Source organism: Psychrobacter sp. M17(2026) (assembly GCF_055699815.1).
The window spans coordinates 3,053,254-3,076,085 of record NZ_CM146741.1; the positions used below are offsets into that span (position 1 = coordinate 3,053,254).

Below are 22,832 nucleotides of genomic sequence, written 5' to 3' on the forward strand. Positions count from 1 at the left end.
AATGGTTAGGAGGGACTTGCACCTTATTTGACTCTGAGGTGCAAGTCCCTACAGGTTTTTACTGTTTTTAGAAATGGAACCCTGCTCCAATCGCAGCGCCAGCATTACCTTGAGTATCTGCTGTACCATTCAATTTCATCACCCAACGACCATTGTCAGAGACTCTCGATAGACCGACAGCAACTGCGCTCTCGCCGTTGTAGGTTGCAACACCACCACCAATCATGGAGCGACCTGGTAAGAACGATTGAGGTATTGACGACATTGCCATAGCAGCTGAGATACCAGCGTTAGCGTCATCTCCTACTTCACCTATTTTATAGCCAAGCTCGTTGATGCTGTTATTGATCACATTACCAAAGTTATTTAACTGACCGCCATTTATAGCATCTGTGCTGCCATCAGCGATAACACCATCAGCCACACCAGTCACTACTTTACCACCTGCATTGATGCCAGCCGTCGTGATGCTTGGACCGTCTTTGATAGTCACACCATCATTATTAACGACTGTGTTGCCAGTCTTAACACTACCTTTATCTCCTAAGTCGAGGTTAGGATTGAGATTAAAGCTGATGTCGTTGCTATCAACAGGCTTAGTGACAGTGATGTTGCCATCAGTATTGTTAAAGTCAACGGTGCCGCCATTAGCTACATTTGATGATTTGTCCCCTTGAGCGGTGACATTGAAGCCTTTGTTAGCGCCTGCAACGACATTATTTAGCTGGCCGACGTTAACGGCATCGGTGTCATTTTTACCAGCACCGACACCTGTGATGACATTGCCGCCATTATTAAGACCTGCATTGCCTAGAGTCACATCACCTTTGTCACCGCCGGTGATGGTTAGACCGTCCTTCTTGACTGTGGTGTCACCTACGGTTAGGCCGTCACCATTTAGCACGTTATCGCCTGCGGTCACGCTATCAACGTTAAGGTCTTTTGATGTTGCAACCTTATAGTCAGTAGAGCCATCTGCATTAGTAGACTTAGTGACAAGAATATTGTCACCTTCGGTCACGGTTGATTTGGCTTGAGCGGCTTTGGTGTTAACAGCTTTGATAGCGTCATCGATGGTGTCTTTACCTGTACCGCCAATGTCAGTTGTGGTTACGATACCGCCTACATTGGTTGCGTTGCCGCCAATGACGTTGGTAATAGAGCCTGCGGTAGCATTGAGCTGACCACCGTTCACCGCGTCTTTGCTGTCAGGAGCGATAGTGCCGTCAGCAACGTTAATGATTTTGTTGCCACCGTTGTCAAGACCTGTCTGTGAGATTTTGACATCACCAAAGGTTGCACTGTTAAGACCAGTGAGGTCTTTGGCAAGCTGTACGGTTAATCCATTGTTACCATTAGCAGTGATACCAATATTATTACCAGTAAGCTTAGTAGTATCTGTTACGCCACCTGTGATATTGAGCGTATCGCCAAGCTTGCTATTGACAGTCGTACCGCTATCACCTGCAAAGTTTAGACCTTTATTCATACTATTATTAGTAGCATTTAATTGGCCGACGTTCACCGCATCGGTGTCGTCTGTGCCTGCTGCAACGTTAGTGATTTTGTTGCCAGCTACGTCCACTTGACTACTGGTAAAGGTTGGGCCACCAGTGATGGTGAGACCTTCTGTGTTGAGTACGCTGTTACCAACGGTCACGCTGTCAAGCTCGGTGAGATCCCGTGCCATGACTAGGTTGAGTTTGCCATCTTTACTGTCAACGCGTAGGTTGGCGCCAGAGGCGGTTGCACTATCGGCAAGCTCGCCTTCGATGCTCAAGGTTTCGTTGAGCTGTTTGGCGATGGTGTCGCCGGTGTTACCAGCAAACTTGAGGCCATCCGCTAAGGTGGCGACTTCTTTGTCGTCGATGACGATGCGGGTGATGCCGTCTTTGCCATCAACGCCTGCGCTGCCATCTTTGACGGTGATGGTGCCATTGGTGCCATCTTTGCCAGTGAGGCCGATTGAGCCATCTTTACCATTTAGAACCACACCTGAGATGCCGTCTGCGCCATTAACGCCGATGGTGCCATCTTTGCCAGGTTGTCCATTTGCGCCTGGGCCACCAACCGTGAGGTCGTTGCCAAGAGCGAAGTCGACGTTGTTGTCGGTGATGGTGGTGATGATGCTGCCATCAGTGCTGTCATAGGTGACGGTTTCGCCAAGTTTGACGTTGTCCGCTGCGCCATTAGCGCCTGCGATGTTGAAGCCTTTGTTGACTTGGGTGTTGGTGTCATTCAACTGGCCGACGTTCACCGCATCGGTGTCGTCTGTGCCTGCTGCAACGTTAGTGATTTTGTTGCCAGCTACGTCCACTTGACTACTGGTAAAGGTTGGGCCACCAGTGATGGTGAGACCTTCTGTGTTGAGTACGCTGTTACCAACGGTCACGCTGTCAAGCTCGGTGAGATCCCGTGCCATGACTAGGTTGAGTTTGCCATCTTTACTGTCAACGCGTAGGTTGGCGCCAGAGGCGGTTGCACTATCGGCAAGCTCGCCTTCGATGCTCAAGGTTTCGTTGAGCTGTTTGGCGATGGTGTCGCCGGTGTTACCAGCAAACTTGAGGCCATCCGCTAAGGTGGCGACTTCTTTGTCGTCGATGACGATGCGGGTGATGCCGTCTTTGCCATCAACGCCTGCGCTGCCATCTTTGACGGTGATGGTGCCATTGGTGCCATCTTTGCCAGTGAGGCCGATTGAGCCATCTTTACCATTTAGAACCACACCTGAGATGCCGTCTGCGCCATTAACGCCGATGGTGCCATCTTTGCCAGGTTGTCCATTTGCGCCTGGGCCACCAACCGTGAGGTCGTTGCCAAGAGCGAAGTCGACGTTGTTGTCGGTGATGGTGGTGATGATGCTGCCATCGGTGCTGTCATAGGTGACGGTTTCGCCAAGTTTGACGTTGTCCGCGGCGCCGTTAGCGCCTGCGATGTTGAAGCCTTTGTTGACTTGGGTGTTGGTGTCATTCAACTGGCCGACGTTCACCGCATCGGTGTCGTCTGTGCCTGCTGCAACGTTAGTGATTTTGTTGCCAGCTACGTCCACTTTACTACTGGTAAAGGTTGGGCCACCAGTGATGGTGAGACCTTCTGTGTTGAGTACGCTGTTACCAACGGTCACGCTGTCAAGCTCGGTGAGATCCCGTGCCATGACTAGGTTGAGTTTGCCATCTTTGCTGTCAACGCGTAGGTTGGCGCCAGAGGCGGTTGCACTATCGGCAAGCTCGCCTTCGATGCTCAAGGTTTCGTTGAGCTGTTTGGCGATGGTGTCGCCGGTGTTACCAGCAAACTTGAGGCCATCCGCTAAGGTGGCGACTTCTTTGTCGTCGATGACGATGCGGGTGATGCCGTCTTTGCCATCAACGCCTGCGCTGCCATCTTTGACGGTGATGGTGCCATTGGTGCCATCTTTGCCAGTGAGGCCGATTGAGCCATCTTTACCATTTAGAACCACACCTGAGATGCCGTCTGCGCCATTAACGCCGATGGTGCCATCTTTGCCAGGTTGTCCATTTGCGCCTGGGCCACCAACCGTGAGGTCGTTGCCAAGAGCGAAGTCGACGTTGTTGTCGGTGATGGTGGTGATGATGCTGCCATCGGTGCTGTCATAGGTGACGGTTTCGCCAAGTTTGACGTTGTCCGCGGCGCCGTTAGCGCCTGCGATGTTGAAGCCTTTGTTGACTTGGGTGTTGGTGTCATTCAACTGGCCGACGTTCACCGCATCGGTGTCGTCTGTGCCTGCTGCAACGTTAGTGATTTTGTTGCCAGCTACGTCCACTTGACTACTGGTAAAGGTTGGGCCACCAGTGATGGTGAGACCTTCTGTGTTGAGTACGCTGTTACCAACGGTCACGCTGTCAAGCTCGGTGAGATCCCGTGCCATGACTAGGTTGAGTTTGCCATCTTTACTGTCAACGCGTAGGTTGGCGCCAGAGGCGGTTGCACTATCGGCAAGCTCGCCTTCGATGCTCAAGGTTTCGTTGAGCTGTTTGGCGATGGTGTCGCCGGTGTTACCAGCAAACTTGAGGCCATCCGCTAAGGTGGCGACTTCTTTGTCGTCGATGACGATGCGGGTGATGCCGTCTTTGCCATCAACGCCTGCGCTGCCATCTTTGACGGTGATGGTGCCATTGGTGCCATCTTTGCCAGTGAGGCCGATTGAGCCATCTTTACCATTTAGAACCACACCTGAGATGCCGTCTGCGCCATTAACGCCGATGGTGCCATCTTTGCCAGGTTGTCCATTTGCGCCTGGGCCACCAACCGTGAGGTCGTTGCCAAGAGCGAAGTCGACGTTGTTGTCGGTGATGGTGGTGATGATGCTGCCATCAGTGCTGTCATAGGTGACGGTTTCGCCAAGTTTGACGTTGTCCGCTGCGCCATTAGCGCCTGCGATGTTGAAGCCTTTGTTGACTTGGGTGTTGGTGTCATTCAACTGGCCGACGTTCACCGCATCGGTGTCGTCTGTGCCTGCTGCAACGTTAGTGATTTTGTTGCCAGCTACGTCCACTTGACTACTGGTAAAGGTTGGGCCACCAGTGATGGTGAGACCTTCTGTGTTGAGTACGCTGTTACCAACGGTCACGCTGTCAAGCTCGGTGAGATCCCGTGCCATGACTAGGTTGAGTTTGCCATCTTTACTGTCAACGCGTAGGTTGGCGCCAGAGGCGGTTGCACTATCGGCAAGCTCGCCTTCGATGCTCAAGGTTTCGTTGAGCTGTTTGGCGATGGTGTCGCCGGTGTTACCAGCAAACTTGAGGCCGTCTGCTAAGGTGGCAACTTCTTTGTCGTCGATGACGATGCGGGTGATGCCATCTTTGCCATCAACGCCTGCGCTGCCATCTTTGACGGTGATGGTGCCGTTGGTACCATCTTTGCCAGTGAGGCCGATTGAGCCATCTTTACCATTTAGAACCACACCTGAGATGCCGTCTGCGCCATTAACGCCGATGGTGCCATCTTTACCAGGTTGTCCATTTGCGCCTGGGCCACCAACCGTGAGGTCGTTGCCAAGAGCGAAGTCGACGTTGTTGTCGGTGATGGTGGTGATGATGCTGCCATCGGTGCTGTCATAGGTGACGGTTTCGCCAAGTTTGACGTTGTCCGCGGCGCCGTTAGCGCCTGCGATGTTGAAGCCTTTGTTGACTTGGGTGTTGGTGTCATTTAATTGGCCGACGTTCACCGCATCGGTGTCGTCTGTGCCTGCTGCAACGTTAGTGATTTTGTTGCCAGCTACGTCCACTTTACTACTGGTAAAGGTTGGGCCACCAGTGATGGTGAGACCTTCTGTGTTGAGTACGCTGTTACCAACGGTCACGCTGTCAAGCTCGGTGAGATCCCGTGCCATGACTAGGTTGAGTTTGCCATCTTTGCTGTCAACGCGTAGGTTGGCGCCAGAGGCGGTTGCACTGTCTGCAAGCTCGCCTTCGATGCTCAAGGTTTCGTTGAGCTGTTTGGCGATGGTGTCGCCGGTGTTACCAGCAAACTTGAGGCCGTCTGCTAAGGTGGCAACTTCTTTGTCGTCGATGACGATGCGGGTGATGCCATCTTTGCCATCAACGCCTGCGCTGCCATCTTTGACGGTGATGGTGCCGTTGGTGCCATCTTTGCCAGTGAGGCCGATTGAGCCATCTTTACCATTTAGAACCACACCTGAGATGCCGTCTGCGCCATTAACGCCGATGGTGCCATCTTTGCCAGGTTGTCCATTTGCGCCTGGGCCACCAACCGTGAGGTCGTTGCCAAGAGCGAAGTCGACGTTGTTGTCGGTGATGGTGGTGATGATGCTGCCATCAGTGCTGTCATAGGTGACGGTTTCGCCAAGTTTGACGTTGTCCGCGGCGCCGTTAGCGCCTGCGATGTTAAAGCCTTTGTTGACTTGGGTGTTGGTGTCATTTAATTGGCCGACGTTCACCGCATCGGTGTCGTCTGTGCCTGCTGCAACGTTAGTGATTTTGTTGCCAGCAACGTCCACTTTACTACTGGTAAAGGTTGGGCCACCAGTGATGGTGAGACCTTCTGTGTTGAGTACGCTGTTACCAACGGTCACGCTGTCAAGCTCGGTGAGATCCCGTGCCATGACTAGGTTGAGTTTGCCATCTTTGCTGTCAACGCGTAGGTTGGCGCCAGAGGCGGTTGCACTATCGGCAAGCTCGCCTTCGATGCTCAAGGTTTCGTTGAGCTGTTTGGCGATGGTGTCGCCGGTGTTACCAGCAAACTTGAGGCCGTCTGCTAAGGTGGCGACTTCTTTGTCGTCGATGACGATGCGGGTGATGCCATCTTTGCCATCAACGCCTGCGCTGCCATCTTTGACGGTGATGGTGCCGTTGGTGCCATCTTTGCCAGTGAGGCCGATTGAGCCATCTTTACCATTTAGAACCACACCTGAGATGCCGTCTGCGCCATTAACGCCGATGGTGCCATCTTTGCCAGGTTGTCCATTTGCGCCTGGGCCACCAACCGTGAGGTCGTTGCCAAGAGCGAAGTCGACGTTGTTGTCGGTGATGGTGGTGATGATGCTGCCATCAGTGCTGTCATAGGTGACGGTTTCGCCAAGTTTGACGTTGTCCGCGGCGCCGTTAGCGCCTGCGATGTTAAAGCCTTTGTTGACTTGGGTGTTGGTGTCATTTAATTGGCCGACGTTCACCGCATCGGTGTCGTCTGTGCCTGCTGCAACGTTAGTGATTTTGTTGCCAGCAACGTCCACTTTACTACTGGTAAAGGTTGGGCCACCAGTGATGGTGAGACCTTCTGTGTTGAGTACGCTGTTACCAACGGTCACGCTGTCAAGCTCGGTGAGATCCCGTGCCATGACTAGGTTGAGTTTGCCATCTTTGCTGTCAACGCGTAGGTTGGCGCCAGAGGCGGTTGCACTGTCTGCAAGCTCGCCTTCGATGCTCAAGGTTTCGTTGAGCTGTTTGGCGATGGTGTCGCCGGTGTTGCCGGCAAACTTGAGGCCGTCCGCTAAGGTGGCAACCTCTTTGTCGTCGATGACGATGCGGGTGATGCCATCTTTGCCATCAACGCCTGCGCTGCCATCTTTGACGGTGATGGTGCCGTTGGTGCCATCTTTGCCAGTGAGGCCGATTGAGCCATCTTTACCATTTAGAACCACACCTGAGATGCCGTCTGCGCCATTAACGCCGATGGTGCCATCTTTGCCAGGTTGTCCATTTGCGCCTGGGCCACCAACCGTGAGGTCGTTGCCTAAGGCGAAGTCGACGTTGTTGTCGGTGATGGTGGTGGTGATGCTGCCATCAGTGCTGTCATAGGTGACGGTTTCGCCAAGTTTGACGTTGTCCGCGGCGCCGTTAGCGCCTGCGATGTTGAAGCCTTTGTTGACTTGGGTGTTGGTGTCATTTAATTGGCCGACGTTCACCGCATCGGTGTCGTCTGTGCCTGCTGCAACGTTAGTGATTTTGTTGCCAGCTACGTCCACTTTACTACTGGTAAAGGTTGGGCCACCAGTGATGGTGAGACCTGCGGTGTTGAGTACGCTGTTACCAACGGTCACGCTGTCAAGCTCGGTGAGATCCCGTGCCATGACTAGGTTGAGTTTGCCATCTTTGCTGTCAACGCGTAGGTTGGCGCCAGAGGCGGTTGCACTGTCTGCAAGCTCGCCTTCGATGCTCAAGGTTTCGTTGAGCTGTTTGGCGATGGTGTCGCCGGTGTTACCAGCAAACTTGAGGCCGTCTGCTAAGGTGGCAACTTCTTTGTCGTCGATGACGATGCGGGTGATGCCATCTTTGCCATCAACGCCTGCGCTGCCATCTTTGACGGTGATGGTGCCGTTGGTGCCATCTTTGCCAGTGAGGCCGATTGAGCCATCTTTACCATTTAGAACCACACCTGAGATGCCGTCTGCGCCATTAACGCCGATGGTGCCATCTTTGCCAGGTTGTCCATTTGCGCCTGGGCCACCAACCGTGAGGTCGTTGCCTAAGGCGAAGTCGACGTTGTTGTCGGTGATGGTGGTGATGATGCTGCCATCAGTGCTGTCATAGGTGACGGTTTCGCCAAGTTTGACGTTGTCCGCGGCGCCGTTAGCGCCTGCGATGTTAAAGCCTTTGTTGACTTGGGTGTTGGTGTCATTTAACTGGCCGACGTTCACCGCATCGGTGTCGTCTGTGCCTGCTGCAACGTTAGTGATTTTGTTGCCAGCAACGTCCACTTTACTACTGGTAAAGGTTGGGCCACCAGTGATGGTGAGACCTTCTGTGTTGAGTACGCTGTTACCAACGGTCACGCTGTCAAGCTCGGTGAGATCCCGTGCCATGACTAGGTTGAGTTTGCCATCTTTGCTGTCAACGCGTAGGTTGGCGCCAGAGGCGGTTGCACTGTCTGCAAGCTCGCCTTCGATGCTCAAGGTTTCGTTGAGCTGTTTGGCGATGGTGTCGCCGGTGTTGCCGGCAAACTTGAGGCCGTCCGCTAAGGTGGCGACTTCTTTGTCGTCGATGACGATGCGGGTGATGCCATCTTTGCCATCAACGCCTGCGCTGCCATCTTTGACGGTGATGGTGCCGTTGGTGCCATCTTTGCCAGTGAGGCCGATTGAGCCATCTTTACCATTTAGAACCACACCTGAGATGCCGTCTGCGCCATTAACGCCGATGGTGCCATCTTTGCCAGGTTGTCCATTTGCGCCTGGGCCACCAACCGTGAGGTCGTTGCCTAAGGCGAAGTCGACGTTGTTGTCGGTGATGGTGGTGATGATGCTGCCATCAGTGCTGTCATAGGTGACGGTTTCGCCAAGTTTGACGTTGTCCGCGGCGCCGTTAGCGCCTGCGATGTTAAAGCCTTTGTTGACTTGGGTGTTGGTGTCATTTAATTGGCCGACGTTCACCGCATCGGTGTCGTCTGTGCCTGCTGCAACGTTAGTGATTTTGTTGCCAGCAACGTCCACTTTACTACTGGTAAAGGTTGGGCCACCAGTGATGGTGAGACCTTCTGTGTTGAGTACGCTGTTACCAACGGTCACGCTGTCAAGCTCGGTGAGATCCCGTGCCATGACTAGGTTGAGTTTGCCATCTTTGCTGTCAACGCGTAGGTTGGCGCCAGAGGCGGTTGCACTGTCTGCAAGCTCGCCTTCGATGCTCAAGGTTTCGTTGAGCTGTTTGGCGATGGTGTCGCCGGTGTTGCCGGCAAACTTGAGGCCGTCCGCTAAGGTGGCAACCTCTTTGTCGTCGATGACGATGCGGGTGATGCCATCTTTGCCATCAACGCCTGCGCTGCCATCTTTGACGGTGATGGTGCCGTTGGTGCCATCTTTGCCAGTGAGGCCGATTGAGCCATCTTTACCATTTAGAACCACACCTGAGATGCCGTCTGCGCCATTAACGCCGATGGTGCCATCTTTGCCAGGTTGTCCATTTGCGCCTGGGCCACCAACCGTGAGGTCGTTGCCTAAGGCGAAGTCGACGTTGTTGTCGGTGATGGTGGTGATGATGCTGCCATCAGTGCTGTCATAGGTGACGGTTTCGCCAAGTTTGACGTTGTCCGCGGCGCCGTTAGCGCCTGCGATGTTAAAGCCTTTGTTGATAGTTTCATTAGAAGCTGTTAGCTGATCAACGTTGACTGCATCAGTTCCTGCAACCCCTGTAGCGACATTGGTGATAACTTTGCTACCGGCATCAATACCGCTGGTGGTGATGCTTGGGTTGCCTGCACCCAAGGTTAGGCCTGTGTTAGTTAAGATGCTGTTACCAGCAGTAAAGCTGTTTGCGGTGACGGTGTCAACGGTGAGGTCTTTATTCAGTGCAAAGTCAACGACGTTGCCTGTTTTGCTGACGGTGATGTTAGTTTCACCATTAGCAGTGCCGATGTCTACGGTGTCGCCCGCTTTGATTGCACCTGTATCAGCACCATTACTCTCAAGGTTGAAGCCACCTTGTAAGGTTGTGATGTCACCTGCGTTTTTGGTGATGTTTTTGGTGTTGTTGGTGACGTTGGTGTTGGTAGTATTGAGCTGGCTACCATTAATAGCGTCTTTAGAATCTTTGCTGATGTCGCCATCTGCAACGTTGGTGATTTTGTTGCCAGCAACGTCCACTTTACTACTGGTAAAGGTCGGGCCACCGGTGATGGTGAGGCCATCGTTGTTTAGTACGCTGTTGCCTGTGGTGACGCTAGCTAAGCTGATGTTCTGCTTAACTGAGATCTTAACGCCACCTGCCTCCTCGGTTAGGTCTATGTTGTCGCCAGTGACGAAGTTAGCAGTGTTGTCATTTTTAGTTAAGGTCTTGACGTTTTGACCATCAATTTGGGTAACGACTGACTGTAGTGAGCTATCGGCTTTATCTAAGCTGTCTTTGGTGTCTTTGCCTAAGGCTACTTGATAGTCGGTAACGTTGTTAGCATCTTTGGTGCCTTTGGTGACGGTAAGAGCGTCATTATCCGCTGAGCTGACACTTGTGCCATCGGCATTGACGGTGTAAGTAGTCTTGTTGCCATCAACTTTTGTAGCAACGCTTGCATTGGTGCCGCCCTCTACTACTGCGCTGCCTACTCCTGAGGCAAGGTCATTTAACTGACCAACGTTAACAGCATCATTGATATCAATACCTGCAGCGACGTTAGTAATAACTTTGTTGCCAGCGTTGATGCCATCTTTGGTTATACTAGGACCATTAGCAATGCTTAGACCGTTAGTGTTGATTAAGGTATTGCCAACGTTTACTTGGTTGGCATCTACGCTATTGACGGTGATGTCATCAGCTAGGTTGTAGTTGATTTTGTTGTCACTAACGCTTGCAACTAAATTGCCATCAGTGTTGGTAAAGTCAACGGTCTCGCCAAGCTTGACGTTGTCTGCATTAATTTGGCTACCATTGGCAGTGATGTTAAAGCCTTTGTTAACTTGCGTGTTAGTGTCATTCAACTGGCCGACGTTCACCGCATCGGTGTCATTTGTACCTGCTGCTACATTGGTGATTTTGTTGCCAGCAACGTCCACTTTACTACTGGTAAAGGTCGGGCCACCGGTGATGGTGAGGCCATCGTTGTTTAGTACGCTGTTGCCTGTGGTGACGCTAGCTAAGCTGATGTTCTGCTTAACTGAGATCTTAACGCCACCTGCCTCCTCGGTTAGGTCTATGTTGTCGCCGGTGACGAAGTTAGCGGTGTTGTCATCTTTGGTTAGGGTCTTGACGTTTTGACCATCGATCTGGGTGACGACTGACTGTAGTGAGCTATCGGCTTTATCTAAGCTGTCTTTAGTCTTTTGACCTAAAGCGACTTGGTAGTCGATATCGTTGTTAGCATCTTTGGTGCCTTTGGTGACAGTAAGGGCATCATTATCCGCTGAGCTTACTGTAGTGCCATCGGCATTGACGGTGTAAGTGGTTTCGTTGCCATCAACTTTTGTAGCAACGCTTGCATTGGTGCCGCCCTCTACTACTGTGTTGCCTATGCCTGCGGTGATGCCTTTGAGCTGATCAACGTTGACCGCGTCAGTTCCTGCAACCCCTGTGGCTACATTTGAAATAACTTTGCTACCGGCATCAATACCGCTGGTGGTGATGCTTGGGTTGCCTGCACCTAAGGTGAGGCCTGTGTTAGTTAAGATGCTGTTACCAGCAGTAAAGCTGTTAGCGGTGACGGTTTTAACGGTGATGTCATCAGCTAAGTCATAGTTAATAGTGTTGTCAGCGGTTTTAGTAACCACTAAATTATTATCGTCATTAGTAAAATCGACAGTCTCACCAAGCTTGACGTTGTCTTTGTTCTGACCTTCAGCTGTGATATTGAAGCCTTTGTTAACGGCTTGGTTTGTGTCGAATAACTGGCTGCCATTGATGGCATCAGTGCTATCTGCGCTGATTTCACCATCTGCTACTCGGATAATTTTATTATTACCGTTATCCAGACCAGTATTAGTTAAGCCAACCGATTGGTTTGGACCGAAAGGCGCTGCAATGACCAAACCATTTTTGTCTAAAACAGTATTACCGATAGTCAAATTACCTGACTCAGTAAGATCAACATTTTTTGCTAACTGCACAGTTAAAGTGTTGTTTGCATCATTAGCAATAACACCAACATTACCAGTAGTTAGAGTACTTAGATCAACAGCATCACCTTTTATAGTGATTTTCTCACCAGATTTGCGATTGATAATTACGTTAGTATTATCACCGGCAAAATCTATTCCTTTGTTCAGGTTATTATTAAGTGCACCTAACTGCTCTTGAGTAGCCGCTTGTCCACCTGTGTAATTCTTTGTAGGATCAAAATCAGTATTAGTTAAACCAGAGATAGTACCTGTCGTACCATCAACCTTAACAGGATTCCCATTTGGTGATGCCTGACCTACAGTGATAATGTTGCCTAAGCCTAGTTGCACGCCGTCTTTAGTCGTCGTTGAGGTGATGTTGTCGTCACCTTTAACATTGATGGTGTCACCTAGCTCATATTTATTGGCTGTGCTGCCATCACCAAACTTAATACCTTTAGCAATATCAGTAGTATTAGTACCTACTTGCGTTAGGGTGTCTTTAGTCTTTTGACCTAAAGCGACTTGGTAGTCGGTATCATTGTTAGCATCTTTGGTGCCTTTGGTGACGGTAAGGGCGTCATTATCCGCTGAGCTTACTGTGGTGCCATCTGCATTGACGGTGTAAGTGGTTTCATTACCATTAACTTCTGTGACAACGCTTGCATTGGTGCCGCCTGCAACAACTGTTTTACCTATGCCTGCGGTGATGCCTTTTAGCTGATCAACGTTGACTGCATCAGTTCCTGCAACCCCTGTAGCGACATTGGTGATAACTTTGCTACCGGCATCAATACCGCTGGTGGTGATGCTTGGGTTGCCTGCACCCAAGGTTAGGCCTGTGTTAGTTAAGATGCTGTTACCAGCAGTAAAGCTGTTTGCGGTGACGGTGTCAACGGTGAGGTCTTTATTCAGTGCAAAGTCAACGACGTTGCCTGTTTTGCTGACGGTGATGTTAGTTTCACCATTAGCAGTGCCGATGTCTACGGTGTCGCCCGCTTTGATTGCACCTGTATCAGCACCATTACTCTCAAGGTTGAAGCCACCTTGTAAGGTTGTGATGTCACCTGCGTTTTTGGTGATGTTTTTGGTGTTGTTGGTGACGTTGGTGTTGGTAGTATTGAGCTGGCTACCATTAATAGCGTCTTTAGAATCTTTGCTGATGTCGCCATCTGCTACATTAGTTAAGGTAACGGTATCAGTGGCACCTGTGCCACCTAGGGTTACGCTGGTTTTGTCAGCATTGTCATACTGTACTGAGTTGTCTGCTTTATCTAAGCTGTCTTTAGTCTTTTGACCTAAAGCGACTTGGTAGTCGGTATCATTGTTAGCATCTTTGGTGCCTTTGGTGACGGTAAGGGCGTCATTATCCGCTGAGCTTACTGTGGTGCCATCTGCATTGACGGTGTAAGTGGTTTCATTACCATCAACTTCTGTGACAACGCTTGCATTGGTGCCGCCTTCAACGACTGTTTTACCTATGCCTGCGGTGATGCCTTTTAGCTGATCAACGTTGACTGCATCAGTTCCTGCAACCCCTGTGGCGACATTGGTGATAACTTTGCTACCGGCATCAATACCACTTGTGGTGATGCTTGGGTTGCCTGCGCCTAAGGTTAGGCCTGTGTTAGTTAAGATGCTGTTGCCAGCAGTAAAGCTGTTTGCGGTGACGCTACCTACAGTAATGTCATTTGCAAGATCGTAGTTAATAGTGTTATCAGCGGTTTTAGTAACTACTAAATTATTATCGTCATTAGTAAAGTCAACAGTCTCGCCAAGCTTGACGTTGTCTTTGTTCTGACCTTCAGCACTGATGTTGAAACCTTTAGCAATATCAGTAGTGTTAGTACCTACTTGCGTTAGGGTGTCTTTAGTCTTTTGACCTAAAGCGACTTGGTAGTCGGTATCATTGTTAGCATCTTTGGTGCCTTTGGTGACGGTAAGGGCGTCATTATCCGCTGAGCTTACTGTGGTGCCATCTGCATTGACGGTGTAAGTGGTTTCATTACCATTAACTTCTGTGACAACGCTTGCATTGGTGCCGCCTGCAACAACTGTTTTACCTATGCCTGCGGTGATGCCTTTTAGCTGATCAACGTTGACTGCATCAGTTCCTGCAACCCCTGTGGCTACATTGGTGATAACTTTGCTACCGGCATCAATACCGCTGGTGGTGATGCTTGGGTTGCCTGCACCCAAGGTTAGGCCTGTGTTAGTTAAGATGCTGTTACCAGCAGTAAAGCTGTTTGCGGTGACGGTGTCAACGGTGAGGTCTTTATTCAGTGCAAAGTCAACGACGTTGCCTGTTTTGCTGACGGTGATGTTAGTTTCACCATTAGCAGTGCCGATGTCTACGGTGTCGCCCGCTTTGATTGCACCTGTATCAGCACCATTACTCTCAAGGTTGAAGCCACCTTGTAAGGTTGTGATGTCACCTGCGTTTTTGGTGATGTTTTTGGTGTTGTTGGTGACGTTGGTGTTGGTAGTATTGAGCTGGCTACCATTAATAGCGTCTTTAGAATCTTTGCTGATGTCGCCATCTGCAACGTTGGTGATTTTGTTGCCAGCAACGTCCACTTTACTACTGGTAAAGGTCGGGCCACCGGTGATGGTGAGGCCATCGTTGTTTAGTACGCTGTTGCCTGTGGTGACGCTAGCTAAGCTGATGTTCTGCTTAACTGAGATCTTAACGCCACCTGCCTCCTCGGTTAGGTCTATGTTGTCGCCGGTGACGAAGTTGGCAGTGTTGTCATCTTTAGTTAGGGTCTTGACGTTTTGACCATCAATTTGGGTAACGACTGACTGTAGTGAGCTATCGGCTTTATCTAAGCTGTCTTTGGTGTCTTTGCCTAAGGCTACTTGATAGTCGGTAACGTTGTTAGCATCTTTGGTGCCTTTGGTGACGGTAAGAGCGTCATTATCCGCTGAGCTGACACTTGTGCCATCGGCATTGACGGTGTAAGTAGTCTTGTTGCCATCAACTTTTGTAGCAACGCTTGCATTGGTGCCGCCCTCTACTACTGTTTTACCTAAACCTGAGGTAAATGATTTAATATCGCCAATATTCGCAGCGTTGGTGTCTACATTGCCACCGCTTGCGACATTAGTAATCTTATCACCACCAACACTTAAGCCATTAGCCGTGCTAGTTAATACCGTGTTGTTCGTCGCATTACCTATGGTCACTTGATTGACACTGATGTCTTTAGCAAGATCATAGTTGATGGTGTTATTAGCGGTCTTGGTTACAACTAAGTTGTTGTCATCATTGGTGAAGTCAACGGTCTCACCAAGCTTGACGTTGTCTTTGTTCTGACCTTCAGCTGTGATGTTGAAGCCTTTGTTAACGGTTTCAGAAACATTGGTAATCGATTGATTAGTGGCGTTGAGTTGACTGCCATTAATGGCATCAGTGCTATCTGCGCTAATCTTACCACTCGCGACATTCTTGATTTGACGCTCTGAGCCTTTAGAGCCTACAGAAACTTGAGCGCCAGTATCTCCATCTTCTACACTGCCAGCAAAATTGTACTTAACGCCATTAATAGTAACTGACTTCTCAGAGGTCGCATCGCCATCGGTGGTTGAACCTGCACCAAGAGCAACTGAGCCCTTTTTGGTCGCTTTAGAAGCTACACCAAATGCAGATGAGGCGTCGCCACTTGCTTCAGCACGAGTACCAAAAGCCGTAGACAAAGCACCTGACGCTGCAGACTGTACACCAATAGTAATTGCGCCAGCACCTGAAGCTTTAGCTGGTGTATAAAGATTACTGGTATCAACTAAGTCTTTGCCACCAGAGTATTCTTTAAATAGAGCGTTTACAGTGCCGCCATTCAGGGCGCTTGCCGCGGTGCTACCATTTGTATTTGTTCTTGAAGCATCGTTTAGATCGTCGCCACCTATTGCTATAGATGAATTACCTGCTGAGACAGTGTTGGCACCAATAGCAATGGACTGGTTACCACTAGAGGTTGTTGGTGCTGAGTCACTTAGATTATCCTGAACACCACCGATAGCGATAGACTGTTGGCCTGAGGCTACAGAGTTATTACCAATAGCTACGCTGTTGACACCTTGACCTGTGGCACCGCCACCGATAGCAACAGTGTTTGTTCCAGCAGCAGTGGTATCTTTACCTATAGCAATGGCATTCGTACCCGTTGCGCCTTTATTATCTGCGTTGCCACCACCTGTAGAGTTTACACTGAAGTATTTAACTGATCCGCCGCCCGATATAATAGCAGCATTAAGCTGGCTTAAGTTGACCGCATCTTTATCATTAGTACCGTTGGCGACATTGGTAATCTTGTCGCCACCGACACTCAAACCATTAGCCGTGCTGGTTAAGACCGTGTTGTTGGTCGCATTACCTATGGTGACTTGATTGACACTGATGTCTTTAGCAAGATCATAGTTGATGGTGTTATTAGCAGTTTTAGTGACAACTAGATTATTGTCGTCATTAGTGAAGTCAACGGTCTCACCAAGCTTGACGTTGTCTGAGTTTTTGCCCTCAGCGCTGATGTTGAAGCCTTTAGCGATAGTGTTGGTGTTATTGCTAATGTTAGTTGTGTTGTTCTTAATGTTGGTAGTGTTAGTACCCACTTGCGTTAAGGTGTCTTTAGTCTTTTGACCTAAGTCAACTTTATAGTCGGTGACGTTGTTAGCATCTTTAGTGCCAGGGGTAACGGTAATCGCATCATTATTTGCTGAGCTAACTTTAGTACCATCGGCATTGACCGTATAAGTGGTTGTGTTGCCGTCTACTTTTGTGGCTACATTAGCATTCGTGCCACCTTTTACAACTGTTTTTCCAAGACCTGTGGTGAGAGACTTAATATCGCCAATATTTGCGGCATTCGTGTCTACATTACCACCGCTCTTCACATTGGTGATTTGGTTGCCACCATTGTTAAGACCGTTATTAGTCAAGTTGACATTTTGGTTAGGGCCACCTGCTATATTAATACCCGCATTGTTGACGACAGTATTGCCGATCTTAAGATGACCCTCTTGGGTCAAATCAATCTTTTTAGATAGCTTAACGGTTAGAGTATCATGACCGTCAGCGACCACTCCGATATTATTATCAGTTAGATTAGTAGCGCCGCCTTTGACCTTTAGAGTCTCACCTAATTTGCGATCAACATTGCTGCCCGTATCACCTGCAAAGGTAATTGGCTTTTTAGTGGCTGAAGATAGTTCATGAGCAACTGAATACAGCTGACTGCCGTTGATAGCATCAGTGCTACTCGCATTGATATTACCTGCAGCGACGTTTTTGAGTTGACGCTCATTACCTGCACTACCAAATGATACTTGATCACCCGCACTAATATCTTTTGAGCCCGCAAAATTACCAAAAGTCACATCGCCGACTTTGGCACTTTGAACGCCGTTAGCGTCTTTATCGGTAATAGAGTGAGCTCCAATGGCGACTGAACCGTGTTTGGTCGCTTTTGCCACTTTACCAAGAGCAGTAGCGTAATCTGCTGTTGCTTCAGAGTATGATCCAACTGAGGTAGAGCCGAATTTTTCTGCTTTTGCCTTATGACCGACGGCTGAAGCGTATTTCTCTAATGCTTCAGATTGTGATCCAATCGCGGTAGAAGCGTATGCTTTTGCTTTTGCTATCTTACCGAAGGCTGAAGCATACTGGTCTGTCGCCTCAGAGTATGCGCCAACTGCAGTAGCACCATGGCCTCTCGCTAGTGCATCTTTACCTATTGCAACACCGTAATTATCAGCGCTGGCGCCATAGCCACAAGTCACCGCAGTAGTTCCTATACAATAGGAATTATTATAAGTTGCGCTAGCTTGCATGCTCAGCCCTGAGGCTGCTAGTCCTGCACATATCGCACTCAGACGCAATGCGTTACTATTTGAGTTGATGACATCCAAAGCGTTAGCACCTGAACTGACCGCTCCGCTTGATGACTTACCTTGGCTCTTGGCATACTCTGCAACAGCAGTGAAGCAGCCTAATGAGCGATTCCAAACAACTTTATAATTACGATTCATGAGAGTGCTTCCTGTGTATTCAAACGTTTGTATTAGTTAATGAGCAAATGCGTTTAGCGAATGAGTGAGCTCTAAAAAATGAGCTAAATTGGTAACGAATGGTTCAATAATTAGTTGAATATGTGATTTCTTGTAAGTTATATATAATGTTAGTTAGAAAGACCAACCATATCAATGTCACCCATATGAGATTTAATACCGCTTGTCTAATTAAAATATGAATAGATAGTTTCAAGCTCAGAACTTCATTTATTTTGACTATTTCTAACTATTATTACAAACAATTGTCAACCAAATAATGAAAAATACTACTATAGATAGGCTTATTTTCAAAATGCCTAATGGTCAAATCACTGTAGAGTAAAAGAGCTATTGGTTAGAATTAGTTAACTGTTTTTATAAATTTTTTATACTGTCGTGCTTACAGAATTATTGAAAATAAAGAGCCAATATTCTTATAGATATATATTTAGCTGAAATATCAATGTTTTATGAGCCAATTTAGTAAAATTAACCCTCTTTTTTGGAGTCGCTGATTACTGTTAAATAGACTGGTATAAAGTTGATAGGTAACTGAATTTTTAGCTAGAAATTCAACATGGAAGGAAGTTGTTGCTTAAAATACTAAATGAACGTGTTTTAAATACAGTCCTGCTATTGTTCAATGGTGATAATTTGGTTTTTGAGGTGTCATTTAGCAAAAACATAGCGTCTTTATGTATGAAATCTATACAGCTCGTACAATAGAAAACTACAGAGAATTGACACTCACATTGTTAAATTAGTTATTGAGTTTTCAATCTGTTATCTAATATTGATAACCGCTAACTACCATGGATAAAATAACAATGACAGACTTAATTATAAGAAATGCGCAACTAGCGGGACGAAAGCAGTTAGTCGATATCCACGTAACAGAGGCAATGATCACTGACATTGCAGATTCTAAAAATAGAGCTGATGATAGTGAAACAATTGCTCATAAGATTTATAATGCTAAAGGTCACTTTGTCTGCACAGGATTTTATGAAAGCCATATCCATTTGGATAAAGCTTGCATTCTAGATCGTTGTAGCGTCACTGAAGGTACGCTAAAGGAAGCGGTTGATGAGACGGGTAATGCAAAAGAAGATTTCACAGAAGAGGACGTCTTTGAACGTGCCTCAAAAGTGGTAGAGATGGCTATCAAAAAAGGCACTGTTGGCCTGCGAAGCTTCGTTGAGACTGACGAAAAGACAGAGATGCGTAGTTTTGTAGCCCTAAAGAGAGTGCAAGAAAAGTATGCCTTTGCTATTGATATAGAGCTTTGTGCCTTTGCGCAATCAGGACTAACCACTAAGCCTCTAACTCAAAAACTACTCAAACAAGCCCTAGCAGAAGGTGCTGATCTGATCGGTGGCTGTCCTTATAAAGATGATAATCCTGATGAGCACATCGAGATGATATTTGATATCGCTGAACAATTCGATGTCGATGTGGATTTTCATTTAGACTTTGACTTAGATCCTGAGGGTTCAACTATTCCAAAAGTAGCTGAGGAGACGATCAAGCGTAATTATCAAGGTCGCGTCTCTATCGGTCATGTGACTAAGCTTGCGGCAATGGATAAGATGAAACGTGGCGAGATGGCAGGACTATTGAAGCAGGCAGACATCACCTTGATCGTCTTGCCAGCCACTGATATTTATATTAATGGTAGTGACTATGAGAAGCTCATTCCTCGCGGCACAGTCAACGCCAATCAATTTGCCGATCTGGGTATTAATACGACCATCTCTAGTAATAATATTTTAAATGCTTTTACGCCTTTCGGTGATGCTTCATTAATTCGTATGGCTAATATGTATGTCAATATCGCTCAGCTATCGACTGACGATGAAATGAAAGACGCTTTTGCAATGATTACTAAAAATGCAGCTAAGCTATTATCTTTTGAGACTGAAATAAAGGTAGAAGTGCCAGCAACTTTAGTCGTTATAGAAGCAAAAGATGCTATTGAGGCTATTAGAACCAACTCGCAAGCTTTAGCAGGATTTAAGAATGGCAAGCAGACCTTTTGTAATGAGGCTGCCTATATTTGCTTTGAGTAAAGTTATTTTAAAACCACTGAATGCAAAAAGCGCAGTCCTATTTTGACTGCGCTTTTTTGTGGGATTATGTTTTTACCATAACACTCTATCGTATCAGTCCTTACATAGCTCTAACTCTAGACAAGTATTATGAAGTTGCTTGAGCACCACTTCATAGCAAATTCCAACCACATTGATTCTATACTTACCACTTTTTGCGCCACGAGTCCGTATGACGATCTCTCGTGATACGCAGTTATTGCCGCCCTCTATACAAGGTCCTAAATCGCCAAAGCATATAGGTCCTACAGGTATAATTTGTACTGAAGGCGTGCCATCAGGCATCAGAGGTACAGGGGAGCCGTCAGCTATAGTGACGTAAAGGTATGAGATACGCACATTGCTAAAAGTAATGTTTGAGTAGCAATTACAGATTGAGATCATCGCAACTTCAACATCGTCCGTCTCAAAACAGTCGCAGTCGCTATCGCCCCATGCTATAGATACGCAAGACTCGAAATTAGGTAATCGAACTTGTTTGCATTTGCCTCCATCAGGTCCAATGCAAGAACAAGATTGATCTTTTCCATTACAGTGCTCTAGGGTATTTAACTTTTGCTCTTTGAGGTAATTTAAATAGTTATTTATAGAGTTGCCGATAAGACCACAAAAATCAAACCGCATATCTTTCATTTCACTTAGCTTTTTATCTTCATAGATTTCTTGGATACTCGTAATTTGTTTTTGTTCCTGTTCAGCAGCGATGGCCTTTTTATCCTCATTTTTAATCTTGGCATCTCTCATAATATTCTCCTAGTTAATAAATTTTTTCTACAACTTCCCTGTCCTAGTGAACTCATTAGGCCACGCTTTTAGGTGATTAATCGATAAATAATTTATTAAAAATAACTACTTACTGTTTAAGCTACAGCTTTATATTCAAAAAATCGAATATAATGTACATGCTTTACTAATTATCTATCAATAAAAAGACCTTTATCACTTATATGAAATGATAAAGGTCATCTATTTTGAGGTAAATATTATTCGTATCAATAAAAGTACTTTTCAGAAACAGTGAGGTATTTTAAAGTTTATCACTAATAGGTTTTGCCATTCTAATTCCACCCCAAGTCACTAAAGCCACACCCAGCGCAATCAAAGAAGCTCCTAATATCAGCCCTTCTGGTGGTGCCTCTCCTTGCAAAAATACCGCAACAGGGACGCCAACGACGGCACCAATTGCACCAAGTAAGCTAAGCAATACTGGTCCGCCTGTCTTTTGTAATAAGAATAGTAATAAGAACTGCGCGGCAAATATACAAGCCTGTACTGTAATTAGTATTACGGGTTGAGCTTTGTTAAATGGAATAGTCAGTGAGAAACTTGGTAGCAAAGCGACTGCTGCTAACATTAAAGCGGCGGCAATCAGCATTCCAGGGGCTAAGGCGATAGCAGAAGCGTCAGCAGGCCAGCGCAGTGAGCGATATATATTACCTATAGCGAGCAGTACAGGCCCACAAAGTGCTAGCACTATCCAAAAAAGACTAGCATCAGGCGCTGCAAATTTACGAGCGGCTAACACCCCAGCACCCGCTAAGGCTGCGGCTACCCCAAGAGCGCGCCATTTATCAAAGCGCTCAATATTGAGTAATAAAGCGCCCAAATAGGTTAATAAAGGAGGTAGCGCAATAATCAGCGCGACAAAACCCGCCCCGACATGAGGAATCGCTGAGAAAAAAATCAGATTAGAGCCTGCAACACTAACTAATGCAGCGATGACATAATATTCTAGATTTCGGCTATTTAAGGGTAGAGTATCTCGTTGTATCAAAGCAACAATCTGCAAAATTAGCGCCGCCCCTGCTATTGACCAAAACAAATAACCTAGTGGCGTCAAACCAATTTCAATAGCGAATTTGGCAAGATTAGTAGATATTCCTAAAAACACACCACCGACTAATAGACAAGCGAACGGAATCAGCCAAGTATTTTTACGATTAGATATTTTATGTTGCATAGCTGCGCTCAACTGCCTTAGTGATTAAAAAGGCCAAAACTTAGGTTAAGTTTTGGCCTTTTCCATAGGGTAAATAGTTATACGGTAAACACTTACTGTTTTGCCGCTTCGATTTGAATTTTTAATTTGACCATTTCGGTAATACCAAGCAAAGTATATTTGCTGATATCCCATTTTCGGCGGTCAATAGTAGTAGTGAAATCGCCACCGCAGACTTGGCTTTTGGCAATAAAGCTAAAGTAACAGTTAAACTTAGTAGCACTTAGAGTGACAGGATGAGTGCTACCGTGCATGGTCAAATTACCATCGACTTTTACCACATCGCCAACTCCCACACCATTAGCATTAGTATCTGCAAAGTGCCAGTTAGTGGATTCAAAAGAAATCAGCGGATATTTGTCAGCATCAAAAAAGTCAGGACTAATAAGCACATTATCAAAGGCTTTATTGCCCGTGTTTAAGCTATTTACTGGAATGACAACTGAGATATTACCTATTTTAGCATCAGGGTCATATTGCAGTTGACCTGTTATATTGTAAAAACCACCCGTATTGGTTGAAGTATTGAAATGATCAATCTCAAAGCGCGCATTGCTATTATCAGGCACAATTAGATAAGTGGTAGCGTGTGTACTACCGATCAATCCTGCTAATAGTGCTATGCTGAGCAATGGCTTCTTATAATGCGCGGCGACGTTCGATAAAAAATGACTCATAACAACACTCC

Annotated in this window: 5 protein-coding genes; 1 reads left to right on the forward strand and 4 read right to left on the reverse strand. The window is 47.3% G+C overall.

From position 1 onward, the window contains the following. Positions 1-67 precede the first annotated feature (67 nt). Entirely contained in the window at positions 68-18,016 is a 17,949-nt protein-coding gene (locus ACR63T_RS13055; protein ID WP_472784258.1) for a YadA-like family protein, read from the reverse strand. A gap of 848 nt (positions 18,017-18,864) precedes the next feature. Here ACR63T_RS13055 and ACR63T_RS13060 point away from each other — a divergent pair. Continuing rightward, positions 18,865-20,106, forward strand: a complete 1,242-nt coding sequence (locus ACR63T_RS13060; protein WP_472784259.1) for an amidohydrolase family protein — start codon at positions 18,865-18,867, stop codon at positions 20,104-20,106. A 93-nt stretch (positions 20,107-20,199) separates the two neighbouring features. Here the strand turns inward: ACR63T_RS13060 and ACR63T_RS13065 are convergent, their stop codons facing one another. The 3 genes from ACR63T_RS13065 to ACR63T_RS13075 all read right to left on the reverse strand — a co-directional run bounded on the left by ACR63T_RS13065 (position 20,200) and on the right by ACR63T_RS13075 (position 22,821). Further along, complete coding sequence (locus tag ACR63T_RS13065; RefSeq protein WP_201570568.1) at positions 20,200-20,889, reverse strand: hypothetical protein; 690 nt, start codon at positions 20,887-20,889, stop codon at positions 20,200-20,202. A gap of 283 nt (positions 20,890-21,172) precedes the next feature. After that, positions 21,173-22,105, reverse strand: coding sequence for an EamA family transporter (locus ACR63T_RS13070; RefSeq protein ID WP_472784260.1), 933 nt, complete (start codon positions 22,103-22,105; stop codon positions 21,173-21,175). A gap of 92 nt (positions 22,106-22,197) precedes the next feature. Then, the gene (locus ACR63T_RS13075) at positions 22,198-22,821 is read right to left on the reverse strand and encodes a YceI family protein (RefSeq protein ID WP_472784261.1); all 624 of its coding nucleotides are present in this window, start codon (positions 22,819-22,821) and stop codon (positions 22,198-22,200) included. Positions 22,822-22,832 lie beyond the last annotated feature (11 nt).